This window comes from Novipirellula artificiosorum, from assembly GCF_007860135.1.
In the GTDB taxonomy this organism is placed as follows: Bacteria; Planctomycetota; Planctomycetia; order Pirellulales; family Pirellulaceae; genus Novipirellula_A; species Novipirellula_A artificiosorum.
On sequence record NZ_SJPV01000006.1, the window covers coordinates 312,187 to 324,607 of the forward strand.

A 12,421-nucleotide genomic window follows, 5' to 3' on the forward strand; every position below is an offset into this window, starting at 1 on the left:
AGGACCAACACGAAAAAAGCCCGGCCTTTGCAGACCGAGCTTTCACAATTTCCTTGAAGAGGATGCCTACTTTTGGGACCCTTCCGATGCGTTTGCGACTCGCGGTATTTCCTTCGCTGCGACGAAGAAATTATCGATTTCAGCGGCTGACTTCAGTTGCTCAAACTTGAGACTCATCGCCAAATTCGTCTTCTTCTCCATCAGGTCGCGAATCAACTCGTCGCGAACCGCTGCCATATCCTTAACAACCGGTTCGGTGTACCCCTGGCAACGCATCACGATGTACTTGTCGCCCGTCACCACAATCCCACTCAGATCGCCCGGTTTCATGGCAAACGCTTCCCGTTCGATCGCAGGTTGACCACTGTGTTTGCGGATCGGCGGTACCTTTCCCATGTTGCTCGCTGAAACCGGTTCGACGCTGTACTGTTCGGCCAGTTGTCCAAAGAACGTGTCGGTGGGGTTATCGCGGGCCATCTCCCAAACTTTCTGGGCAGACCGTTGGTCCGAGAGCACAACGGCCAGGACTTCAACACGAGGCCCGAAAGCTGAGTCATAGCCCTTTTGGATGTCTTGTTCGGTCAACGTGACCGATGCCTCGACCAGTTTTTTCATCGCAACGCTTGGCCACACTGCATCGCGAAAGTAAAGTTCACGGGTGCTGGACGAGTCGGCGGTGACCGATTCAATCCAAGCGTCGACATCGGCCTTTCCGTCACTGCGGATGTAACCGAAACTGATCGCAGCTCGTTCGACCTCTTCTTGCAAGTCGGCATCCACGACGACTTGGTTTGCCTTGCGAAGTGCTTGCATCAACATTTTGCGATGAATCTCGCCTTCAAGCACTTCCTCACCGTGACGTTTGATACATTCGGCTGCAACGGATGCGAGGGTGACTTGCTGTCCGTTGACGATGGCGGCGACTCCGGGGTATTGGTTCATCTTTGCTTCGTCGCCTAGTACGGTGACGACTTGGGCTTCTCGTTGCAAATTCACGAACAGTTCGCTCGCGGCGCCTCGCATTTTTTCATCGCGAATGCGATCGGTGATCTGTTCACGGATACTTGGCATGGCTTGCGGGCTCGGAGTCGCATCACCGATCCTGCGAACCGCTTGCAGGATGATCCACTGATCGCCAAGCTGCAGTACATCGGAAACCTGATTCTCACGGAGTGCGAATGCTGCGTCTTCGAGCCGTGAATCACCATTGTATCGGCGAATCGGAGGGATCAACCCCCCCACGCTCGCGCTGGATTCGTCTTCACTATATTGCTTTGCTAACGATGCAAACTGATCGGGCTTGGCGACTGCCTGTTGGTGAAGCGAATCCGCCGTGGCACGGTCAGCGACCATGATCAAGCGACACTTGACTGCTTCCCCGAATTGGGAAAGGAACGCTCGATCGTATTCCTGTTGGCTGACTTGGACTTTGTCGGCCACCAAACGACGCAACGCCAGCATGGGCCAAATGATTTCGCGGCTGTATTGATCTGGTGCGATGTCACGTTCTTCCTGCAGCAGTTGCAAGTAGGCTTGCATCGACAATCCAAACTTGGCCGCAACTCGCGAGATCTCTTCGCGAACTTCCGTCGAGGTGACTTCAATGCCCTGCGAATTGCAAGCTTGCAAGATCAAGTGTCGATTGACCATGTTCTCGAGCACTTCGTCGCCATACCGCCGGAGCGACTCGTCGGCCAGCGTTTTCCGAGTGATCGGGTCGGCATTCACGACCGCGACCACGTCGTTGGCCGTGTCTTGTGCCGTTGTCGTTCCAGCGGAATGGGCGGAAAAAACGCCTAGCGCCAGCGACAAATAGAGGCCAAAACGAAGTAGTGAAGTCATCCACAATTTGAATCGATGGGGTTGGTAAAGCATCCCGGTCACTCCTTTGAACCGATCGTTGGGTCAAATGGCTCACCAAAGTACGAAATCCAAGCGTTTTCGCAGCGAGCGCGTCTTAAGAAGCCATCTTTACGAAAATATCCCTTTTCGCTCAAGATTGAATTGCAGAGTCTTTTCGGGCGTAGATTCATACAAGCTGACAAAACGGTCGCGGCTGACTACGCTGCCTGCAGTGACGACGGTTTCGTTTCCAGAAGCCCATCTTGCATTCGGTAACACACATCCGCACTTTCGGCGATCGCGTCGTCGTGGGTGATCATGACGATCGTCAAGTTCTCTTCCCGGCTGAGTTGGACCAGCAGACCGAGGATCGATTCCCCCGTATCCGTATCCAAGTTGCCAGTGGGTTCGTCTGCCAACAGCAGGGTTGGATCGGTCATCAGTGCTCTTGCGATCGCCGCCCGCTGCATCTCCCCGCCGCTCATTTCGGCTGGCCGGTGTGACGCGCGATGCAACAGCCCAACCCGGTCGAGCATGGCCTCGGCACGCTTTCTCGCTTCGCGGCGGTTGCAAAAATAGCTCCATAAGCTTTGTCCGATCATCATCGGTGCAAGGACGTTCTCAATCGCGGACAACTCCGGCAACAAATGGTAGAACTGGAAGATGATGCCAATGTCATGGTTGCGATAAGCATCACGCCGCGCCCGCGGTGCATTGTCAATTCGCTGGCCTTGGAAATAGATCTCGCCCGAATCGGGCTGATCGAGAGTCGCAAGCAAATGCATCAGTGTGCTCTTGCCGCTGCCCGATCGCCCCACAAGCGCGTTGACCTTGCCCGCTGTGATGTCGACATCGACGCCGCGAAGCACCGGGACCTCAATGCGATCTTTGCGGTAGCTCTTATGAACACCGTGTGCTTGGAGAACGAATTCACTCTTCATGGGGATGGCTTTTGAATTAATAGGTTTTGTCACAACGGTGTCTCGTGTCCAACGCAGGCCAATGCTCTGTTCAACGCTGGTCAATGCGCGGAACCGCAACGCGGTGGTCCAGCTATTCGGAACCGCAACGCGGTGGTCCAGCTATTCGGAACCGCAACGCGGTGGTCCAGCTATTCGGAACCGCAAGGCGGTGGTCCAGCTATTCGAATCGCAACGCTTGAACCGGGTGCATTCTGGCCGCTCGCAGTGCCGGCAAGACACTTGCCATCGCTGCGATCGCGACGGCACCGGCCATCACCCAACAAAGTGTAAACGGATCAATGATCGTAGGGATTTCGGTAAAGTAATAAACGGTCGGATCGAAAACCTCTTGACCGGTGATTTTTTCAATCCACCTTGCGACCTCGTTGATGTGACCAACGAACAACAAACCGCCAATCAACCCCGCACCGCTGCCGACCACTCCCAGCAACAGCCCGTAGCTCAAAAAGATGCTCATCACACCTCGGCCTGATGCGCCGAGGGCTTTGAGCGTGCCGATGTCGCGTGTCTTTTCAACGACGATCATGAAGAACGTCGCCAGGATTCCGAATCCCGCAACGGCGATGATCAGGAACAGCAGGATGTTCAAAATGGTCGTTTCCAACCGGACGGCCGCCAACAGGGGGCCTTGCATGTCTTTCCACGTTTGGATGTTGTAGGCGTAGATTTCTGGTGGGAAGCGGTGACGAAGGGCATCGCGGACCGCGTTCAAGTCGGCCCCTTCCACCAATTTCAATTGGATGGTGGTGACGCTGCGAATGCCCGATTGCGGGTCGATCATGCCGCGAAAATCTTGCAATTGGTCGAGCCGAACGAAGGCGAACGTGCTGTCATATTCGCTCATCCCGGATTCGTACAAATCAACGACGGTAAATTTTTGATTGATGACTTTCGTGTTGTCCGACGCATTGGGGAACATCATCCGCACGTCATCGCCAGGGCGGCAATAGTAAGTATCGCGAACGACGTTGTCCGCGTCGCGATGTTTTAGACTGCAGGTTGCAATCCCCAAGATGATCCCTGGGTGGGGGTCAAACTCGGGGTCGAATTCCTTCGCCGCCTCGACCCCCGTCCCACTGAACAATTCGGGTGACATGACTGCCGGAAACCTGGGGCTTTCGGGCCCCGTGGCTGCAGCAAGTCCGGTGGCGTTTGGGTTGGCAAGTGGCGACGGTTGTGACAATTCCGCGTTCCGTTTCGCCTTCAGCACTTCGATCCGTTCGCGTTCGAGCTCAAGGGCCTTTTGCATCCGCGCGGCTCGGCGTCGCCACGCCCAACCCGACTCGGGAAAGCCCTCGCGATCGGGGGCATACCCGTTTTCGCGAAGGTCGAAACTGACTTTGGAACGGTTTTCAGGATGGAGCAGAAACTGGCCAAATTGGCTGACCGTGTTGTAAGTTTCCGGATCAAGCCCGACCAAGTTCACATGTCGAGCGATTTGTTGACCATTGAAATCGATCCCTAACATGCTGGGGACATGCACGCTGACCGAGGATCCTGCGATTTGGTCACCGGCGACCTCATGGATCTCTCGCAAATGACGCTCAGGATCGGGCATCCCGCCTACGAGATGGCATTCGATCAGAATATCGGAGGCTAGGCCGTGAAGCCGGTTATGCATCTCGACTGCAAAGCCGGACATCACACTGTTGACCACAATCAACGTCGCAACACCAAGGGTGACGCTGATGATGGAGGCGAGCGCGATGTAACGAGTCCGCAAATAGCGGAAACAAAGCAACCAACGATACATGGCCGTTCCTTCGGCGGTTCAGATGAAAGCGTCCCAATACCAGGGACGAGATGAGCGGGAGTGTAGGACAGAACCGCGATGGGCGTAAACGCCAATTGAGCGATGGTTTCCCACAGATTCCTACAAAAAAACGCCGTCAGCCCATCGCTTGGCCTTCGGCGTTTTCTATCTTCATAATTTCAAAGGTGATGGCAAACTATTGCAGCTCCGCTTCAATTGCTTTGAGTAAATCGGGATCACTCGGCGTCGTCCGTGGCCCGAAACGATTCACCAATTGACCGTCGCGATCGACGAGAAATTTCTCGAAGTTCCATGAGATCTTGCCATCCCCAACCGGTTCGACCTTCTTGGATGTCAGGTACTTGTAAAGGTCATTGGCCCCGTCACCGTTGACCTCGATCTTGCTGAACATGGGGAAGGTGACCTTGTATTTGGTCGAGCAAAACTCTTTGATCTCGGCCTCACTGCCCGGTTCTTGACCCGCGAATTGGTTGCAGGGGAAACCGAGCACGACAAAGCCATTTTCCTCATACTTTTTGAACAGATCCTCTAATCCCGCGTATTGGGGGGTCAGCCCGCATTTACTGGCCGTGTTGACGATCAACACGACTTTGCCTTCGTAATCTTCAAGGTCAACGTTTTCACCGTCGATGTTCTTAACTTTGAAATTAAGGGCACATTCGTGGTCGGTCGTGGCTTTTGTGTCATCGGCGTTGGACATTGGAATCATGGCTCCAAGGGCGAGAAAGAGGATCATCATCAGTCGCATGGGGGTGGTCTCCGAAAGGTCGATCAGAAGGGGTGTGACAGTTTGCCGCGAGTACGGCGTCAATGAATAGCTGTAAACAGTATACCGAAGTTGGCAATCACGGAGAGGTGGCAAACTAGGTGGATTTTGCGAACACAAAACGAGGCTTCACGTAAAAAAAGTAGCCTTTGGGCTAGTTTACTCGCGTTTTCAAGCGGCTATACTTTGCGGCTTGACATGCTAGCACTGTCGGGTTTGCGTTGCGGTTAGATGCAAGAAGCATCGACGGGGCGAGTGCACGGTCCTACACCTTCCCATACCAGTCCCCTACCGTAAGAGGCCCCCATGGAAACCAAGCTCCCCGATTATGTCGCGTCCTCGCAGCCAGTGCCAAAAGAAGGACGGATGCCCTGGTTCAAGAGTACGGCTCAAACGTACGCCGGCATTATGCTGTGGTTCGTGTTTTGGCAAAGCGTTCCAGCGAGCGGTGCGACCAATCCTGGCGGTATCTTGGCACATGGTTTAGGCGTAGCCATTTTGGGTGTCGTGTTTGCCGCGTTCATTTGCCACTTTGCCTGCTACCTTGCCCCCGGTCTGATGGGGATGAAAACGGGTCGCTCGCTGGCGGTTGTCGGGACGAGCACCTACGGAGTGAAAGGTGGTTTTTTGATGCCCGGCTTCTTCATGGGGATCCTTCAATTCGGCTGGTTAGCAGTAAACGCCTATTTCTCGGCTGAACTGGTTGCTGCGTTCTTGGGGCAGGGCCAAGGCTCGACGGTCCATATGGGAATTGGGATCGTTTGGGCGTTGTTAGCTGTGTTTGTTGGTATCAAAGGGATCGCTTATGTTGCCAAGGTTGCGACCTACCTTCCGTTGATCCCACTGGTCATTTTGATCGTTTTGGCATCGGGGACATTCTCTGGGATTTCCCAGTTCAGCCCCGAGAAACTTGGTGTTACGGCGGACGTTCAAGTTTCCTCGTTCAGTTTGATCATGTTGGTGATCGCCAATGTGGTTGGCTTCTTCGCGACGGCGGGGGCGGCTGGTGTCGATATCGCATCGAGTAACCGGACGAGCAAAGACGTTCATCTCGGCGGCTTAGTCGGGGTTGCGGGCGTGACCATTTTTACCGGTGTGTTGTCGCTGATCATTGTTGCTGGCACCTACGGCCAAGGCTTGTTGGAATCGCCCGCGATCTTGGATCCGACCAAGTTGATGGAAGCGATCATGGGACCGCAGGTCGGAAAGATCTTTATGTTGCTGCTGGCTATTGCAGCATTCCCGCCAGCCTGTTTCAGCTCGTTCATCGCCGCAGAGAGTTTTAAGAATACGCTGCCAAAAGTGAATCCCTTTGTCTCCTGTGGCATCGGAGCGGTTTGTGCAATCGGCTTGGTGTTGTCCGGAAAGGCGGGCGACGCGGCTGGCGTCTTCGGGTTCATTGGTGCATCGTTCGGTCCGATTTGTGGTGCGATGTCCGCAGACTACTTGCTATCGGGGCGCAAATGGCCTGGTCCGCGAGCCGGTTTCAATCCTGCGGGTTGGATTTCTTGGGCCGTTGGTTTTGTGGTTGGCGTTTGGCCCAAGTTGGCTCCGATGCTTGGCGTGAACTTCGAAATTCCTTGTCCGCCCGTCGCTGCAATCATCGTTGGCTTCGTGCTTTACATCCTTTTGGCCAAAGCCGGTATGACCAGCCGTTTGCTGCCGATGCCGGGTGCCACTGCGGATGCGGCAGCCACGGATGCTGCGATCGCCGACGCATAAAGAAGGGCTTCAACGCATAGAACGGCATCGCCGCAATTGGCACGCTTGCCGTTCTGGGTTAGATGCCGCTCTGAGTCAAAGGGTGGTCCGATCGAAAGAGTCTGCCCGATCCATGATTGAGGCCGTTTGCCCAACTCGAAAGCCGACCTGTAAACTAGGTCGGCTTTTGTTTGAGGCAAACACCCCTCTGAGCAACCGAACGATTTGCGGCTAGAATCTTGGCCGATTGTCAGAAGAACAACCCTCTAAACCCCTGATCGACCTTGCTACGCTCCCATACCTGCGGCCAACTCCGCAAAACCGATGTCGGAACTGAAGTGACCCTGTGTGGATGGGTCGAGAGTAAACGTGACCATGGCGGAGCGGTCTTTATCGACCTGCGTGACCGCTACGGATTGACCCAAGTCGTTGTTGGGCCTCCGGAAGCCGACACGCAAGCGATTGAATCGGCCGGCCGTATTCCGACGGAAAGCGTTATCTTGATCAAAGGCAAGGTGACCGATCGTCTCGAAGGCAAGACCAACGAAAAATTGGCCACCGGTGAAATCGAAGTTCGCTCGGATCACGTCGAGATTCTCAACAGCTGTGCCAACCCACCGTTCACTCCGAGTCAGGCTGATTTGCCCGGCGAAGATCTTCGGCTGAAGTATCGTTTCTTGGACTTGCGTCGCAAGGAGATGCAGCAGGGCTTGATCCTGCGGAGCAAGATCATCAAGACCATGCGAGACTACTTTGCCGAGCACGATTTCATCGATGTGGAAACGCCGATTCTCGGCCGCAGCACACCCGAAGGAGCCCGAGATTATTTGGTCCCCAGTCGCGTGCATGCGGGCAAGTTCTACGCCTTGCCACAATCGCCTCAGTTGTACAAACAAATCTTGATGGTGGCTGGTTTTGATCGTTACGTGCAAGTCGCCAAGTGTTTCCGCGACGAAGACTTGCGCGCGGATCGGCAGCCCGAGTTCACTCAATTGGATTTGGAAATGTCGTTCGTCGACGCCGACGACATCATGGGATTGATCGACGGGCTGGTAGCACGAACGGCAAAAGAAGTCCTCGGCAAAGAAGTCAAAACGCCACTTCCGCGGATGACGTACGACGAAGCGATGCGGCGTTACGGTCATGATGCTCCTGATTTGCGTTTTGACATGGAAATTGTTGATGTCACGTCGGTTGCTGCCAAGACCGATTTCCGAGTCTTCCGCGCGACCGCCGACGCGGGGAATTTCGTACGAGGCATGAACGTAAAGGATGCCGCAACCAAGTATTCGCGTCGCCAAATCGACGAACTGACGGACTTCGTAAAGGAGTTTGGTGCGAAAGGTCTGGCATGGTTCCGTGTCGAGGACGATGGCACGCTGTGGAGTCCGATCAGCAAGAACCTTGATCCCGCTCACTTGACCGAGATCAAAGAGTTGCTGAAAGGCGAACCCGGCGACTTGCTGATGTTCTTGGCCGATACTTGGGAAGTCACCTGCAAAGGGCTTTATGCACTTCGCAAACGTCTCGGCGCCGAGTTGAAGCTCTACAACTCCGACCAACTCGATTGTAGCTGGATCACGGAGTTCCCGATGTTCGAGAAGGATGAGGAAACCGGCAATTGGTCGGCTATGCACCATCCGTTTACCGCCCCGCTCGCTCGCGACTTGTCAAAATTGGCCGAGGATCCGCGGGCTTGTCGTGCTCAAGCCTATGATCTTGTCATCAACGGCAGCGAAGCGGGTGGTGGGACCATCCGAATTCATGATTCCAAGACTCAGCAACAAGTGTTCGAACTGTTGGGCATCGATGAAGCGACCGCCGAAGATCGGTTCGGGTTTTTGCTCAACGCACTGCGCTATGGTGCTCCGCCGCACGGCGGAATTGCATTGGGCGTCGATCGCTGGGTGATGCTGCTCGCTGGCCTCGATAATATTCGTGAAGTCATCGCGTTCCCCAAAACGCAAAAGGCCGCGGACTTGATGACCGAAGCGCCTGGCAACGTCGATACGGCGCAACTCAACGAACTGTACCTTCGCACGGTCGGCATCAAGCCGTCCGAGTCCAAGTAAAACGAGATCACAGCGAAGGCGATTGTTTGCTGGCACGTCGGTTGCTAGAGCGAGGCGTTCGGTTTGTTCAACTCTACCATCGCGGTTGGGATCATCACAGCAATTTGATTCCGAACTTCACCACCTCGGCCAAGGCAACCGACCGACCTACCGCTGCCTTGTTGGCCGACTTGAAGACGAGTGGGATGCTTGACGACACGCTCGTGCTGTGGGGCGGCGAGTTTGGTCGCACGCCGATGGCCCAAGGCAGCGGCCGCGATCACCACATCAATGCCTTCAGTGTATGGATGGCAGGTGGCGGAATCAAAGGCGGGACGACCTACGGCGCGACCGATGAACTGGGTTACAACTCCGTCGAAAACGTCGTCACGGTTCATGATTTGCACGCCACGCTGTTGCACTTGTTCGGAGTGGACCACGAGCGGTTGTCGGCACGCTTCCAGGGACTCGACCTGCGTCTCACCGGAGTCGAACCGACTCGTGTCGTCCGTGACATTCTTGCCTAAAATTTTTTTGCCTTGCTCTCCTTCCCTGCCCGTCATCATGAACCGATTGCTTGTTCTGTCTCTTTGCCTGGTCATCGGCAACCACTTCGCGGATGCCCGAGACCGGTTGGCTCGACCGCTGCCAGATCGTGTGACCTTCAATGCTCACATCCGCCCGATCATGTCCAACACCTGTTTCGTATGCCACGTTCCGGACGACGAGGACAACGAGAGTGGATTTCGACTTGATTCGTTTGAGGCCGCCACCCGTGTTTTGCCCTCGGATGACGAGGCCGTGGGGATCGAACCTGGCGATCCGCAACGCTCAGAGGTTTTTTTGCGAATCATCGATGAAGGCAACGGCGAAGCGATGCCGCCAGAAGATTTCCGGCACCATTCGCCGAAGCTTCGCACGCGATGGCAGCTGAGCTGGTCGGCGACAACCCCGAAGCCGACTTTGCGGAAATCTTGGTTGTGGCCTTTCAACGCGCGGTGGCTCGTGAGCCAATTGACCGGGAAACGGAAAACTTGGCGGAACTCTATCGGCGCCAGTATGATTACTATGGTGCCCATCCGAGTGAAGCGACCGAGTACCTGAGCATTGGCAATCGTGACGATTCGGCCGATGCCATCGATCCTGCTAAGCTGGCCGCTTGGGGCCAGGTTTGCCGAGTGATCTTGAATTTGCAGGAAACGATCACACGCTATTAGGAACGCGGAAACGCGACGCGATGTCGTTGCCGTGTTGGAGTCACGCTAGAGTGTCGTGATCAAAAAGTGTTGTCATTCACCAGCGTCCTTGACCTCGTACTGATTTTCCACGGAGTATTTTCATGATGACCCGAAACCTTTTGTCCGTCTGTCTTTTGTTTCTGACTTTGCCTTCGATCGTTCGAGCCGAAGATCCACCTGGTTTTCAGGAGCTGCAAATCGGTGACCGGGCTCCCGACTTCAAGCTGCCGGGCATTGACGGTCGTGATTGGTCGCTTGCCGATTTCGATGGACCGAGTGTTTTACTGGTCTACTTTACATCGAACCACTGTCCGGTTTGTCATGCTCATGACCCGCGATTGATGACGCTGTTGGAAGAACTGAAGGACGAGAGTCTTGCGGTGGTCGCGATCAATCCGAACTCAGGTGACGGACTGCGATTGGAAGAGCTCGGCTATTCGAAGTACGACGACAGCTTCCAAGATATGAAGCCCTATGCCGAAGAACACCGGTTCACTTTCCCGTACCTGTATGACGGAGAAACGCAAGCGACGGCGAAACGTTACGGGTGTTTGGCCACGCCTCACGTGTTTGTCTTTGACCAACAACGGAACCTGCGCTACCGCGGACGGTTCGATGATTCACGCTATCCCGATCCAGCAACCGTAACGAAGCAAGACACGCGCGATGCCATCGTTGCCTTGTTGGCCGGTCGTGACGTCGAAGTACCCGTGACGCGGCCATTCGGTTGCTCGACGAAGTGGAGAGAAAAAATCGCTTCGGTGGCGCGAGCGAACGATCAATGGGAACAAGCCGAAATTACGCTTGACGACATTGATGCTGCGGGGGTTGCCAAATTGGTGAAGAACGACACCGATAAATACAGGCTTTTCAATGTCTGGTCCACCACCTGTGCGCCATGTGTGGTCGAGTTTCCCGGCTTGATCCGGATCTCGCGACGAATGGGCATGCGTTCGTTCGAGCTGATCACGCTCAGCACAGACCTCCCACAAGATCGCGAAAAGGTGATCGCATTTCTTGATAACCAGCGAGCCGCACTACCAAGTCGCCTGACCGCTTCGCTTGAAAAAGAAGGGCGAAAGTCAAACAATTATTTGTACACTGGCGCCAGCATGGACGAGTTGATCGAAGCACTCGACCCTCAATGGGAAGGACCTCAACCACACACGGTCTTGGTGGCTCCGGGGGGAGAAATCGTGTTCCGGCACAACGGATTGCTCGAAGAAGAAAAACTGCTGGAAGCGATTCTCAAAAAGTTGACCGGCGCATATCAGCCAGAGTGATCGTGTTAGGACTCTGGCGAGGCTTGAATCGCTTCGACCACTTCGCCGTGACCATTGTTGGCGGCGAAGGTTTCGGCAGTGTCGCCGTCGATGTCTTTCGCTGATTTGTCGGCGCCGCGCGTAAGCAGCGTCTTGACCACCTCAAGTTGCCCTTCGGCAGCAGCCATCATCAGTGCCGTGAAACCTTCGGTTTGGTCTGCGAGGTTCATATCCGCACCCTCATCCAGCAGCAGCACGACCGTCTCGTTGAACGGACCCGATGCGGCATGGATCAACGCCGATTTGCCTTCCCCATCACGCAAATCGATCGGCATTCCTTTGTCGAGAAAAAATTTCACCAACTCGGTGTGTCCATTGAAAGCGGCGAAGTGCAAGACCGTGTGTCCCTGTTCGTCTGGGACATTGATGTCCGTTCCCGAATCGAGGGAAAGCTGGATGATCCGCATGTTGCCATCGAGTGCAGCTCGGTGAAACGCATCGTCGCTGAACTTGGGCCCGGTGGCACTCGGTTCCGTGTTGCTCGTTTTCGGATCCGCCGCTTGAATGGGGACCTCGTCCGACACGGCACGCTCGTCCACGGATGCAGCCTCGTCATCCGACGCGGCACTCTCGTCCACCGACACCGCCTCGCTGGTCGAGCTAGGTTGGCCTTCGGATTGCAGCTCCCCCTCAACGTCCTCGGCCTTGTTGTCGACTAACACCGTGGCGGGGCGGCAGCCGATAGTGCCCCCTAGAACCAACAGGCTCAAAAGCATTGAAGCGGGGAGCAGATGTGAAAATTGA

9 protein-coding genes and 2 pseudogenes are annotated in these 12,421 nt (G+C 55.1%); 6 read left to right on the top strand and 5 right to left on the bottom strand.

The window, feature by feature from the left end:
- Positions 1–66: 66 nt before the first annotated feature.
- From Poly41_RS18090 to Poly41_RS18105, 4 genes are all read right to left on the bottom strand, one after another.
- The gene (locus tag Poly41_RS18090; RefSeq protein ID WP_231615758.1) at positions 67–1,875 is read right to left on the bottom strand and encodes a peptidylprolyl isomerase; all 1,809 of its coding nucleotides are present in this window, start codon (positions 1,873–1,875) and stop codon (positions 67–69) included.
- 185 nt (positions 1,876–2,060) lie between these two features.
- Entirely contained in the window at positions 2,061–2,783 is a 723-nt protein-coding gene (locus tag Poly41_RS18095; RefSeq protein WP_146528116.1) for an ABC transporter ATP-binding protein, read from the bottom strand.
- A 199-nt stretch (positions 2,784–2,982) separates the two neighbouring features.
- The gene (locus Poly41_RS18100; protein ID WP_146528117.1) at positions 2,983–4,578 is read right to left on the bottom strand and encodes an ABC transporter permease; all 1,596 of its coding nucleotides are present in this window, start codon (positions 4,576–4,578) and stop codon (positions 2,983–2,985) included.
- A 196-nt stretch (positions 4,579–4,774) separates the two neighbouring features.
- Positions 4,775–5,347, bottom strand: coding sequence for a glutathione peroxidase (locus tag Poly41_RS18105; RefSeq protein WP_146528118.1), 573 nt, complete (start codon positions 5,345–5,347; stop codon positions 4,775–4,777).
- A 324-nt stretch (positions 5,348–5,671) separates the two neighbouring features.
- On the opposite strand from Poly41_RS18105, the gene Poly41_RS18110 reads away from it, so the two are divergent.
- The 6 genes and pseudogenes from Poly41_RS18110 to Poly41_RS18130 all read left to right on the top strand — a co-directional run bounded on the left by Poly41_RS18110 (position 5,672) and on the right by Poly41_RS18130 (position 11,638).
- The gene (locus Poly41_RS18110) at positions 5,672–7,087 is read left to right on the top strand and encodes a cytosine permease (protein ID WP_146528119.1); all 1,416 of its coding nucleotides are present in this window, start codon (positions 5,672–5,674) and stop codon (positions 7,085–7,087) included.
- Positions 7,088–7,350: 263 nt separating this feature from the next.
- Positions 7,351–9,138: an aspartate--tRNA ligase gene (gene aspS / locus Poly41_RS18115; RefSeq protein ID WP_146528120.1), complete on the top strand. Its 1,788-nt coding sequence runs from the start codon at positions 7,351–7,353 to the stop codon at positions 9,136–9,138.
- A gap of 20 nt (positions 9,139–9,158) precedes the next feature.
- Positions 9,159–9,644 (top strand): annotated as a pseudogene (locus Poly41_RS18120) (DUF1501 domain-containing protein); the annotation flags it as partial.
- A 160-nt stretch (positions 9,645–9,804) separates the two neighbouring features.
- A pseudogene (locus Poly41_RS34965) lies at positions 9,805–9,996 on the top strand (c-type cytochrome domain-containing protein); the annotation flags it as partial.
- 44 nt (positions 9,997–10,040) lie between these two features.
- Entirely contained in the window at positions 10,041–10,334 is a 294-nt protein-coding gene (locus tag Poly41_RS34970; protein WP_231615772.1) for a hypothetical protein, read from the top strand.
- 122 nt (positions 10,335–10,456) lie between these two features.
- Entirely contained in the window at positions 10,457–11,638 is a 1,182-nt protein-coding gene (locus Poly41_RS18130) for a redoxin domain-containing protein (protein WP_146528122.1), read from the top strand.
- 5 nt (positions 11,639–11,643) lie between these two features.
- Here Poly41_RS18130 and Poly41_RS18135 read toward each other — a convergent pair whose 3' ends face one another.
- Positions 11,644–12,393: an ankyrin repeat domain-containing protein gene (locus Poly41_RS18135; protein ID WP_197231417.1), complete on the bottom strand. Its 750-nt coding sequence runs from the start codon at positions 12,391–12,393 to the stop codon at positions 11,644–11,646.
- Between the last annotated feature and the right edge of the window lie 28 nt (positions 12,394–12,421).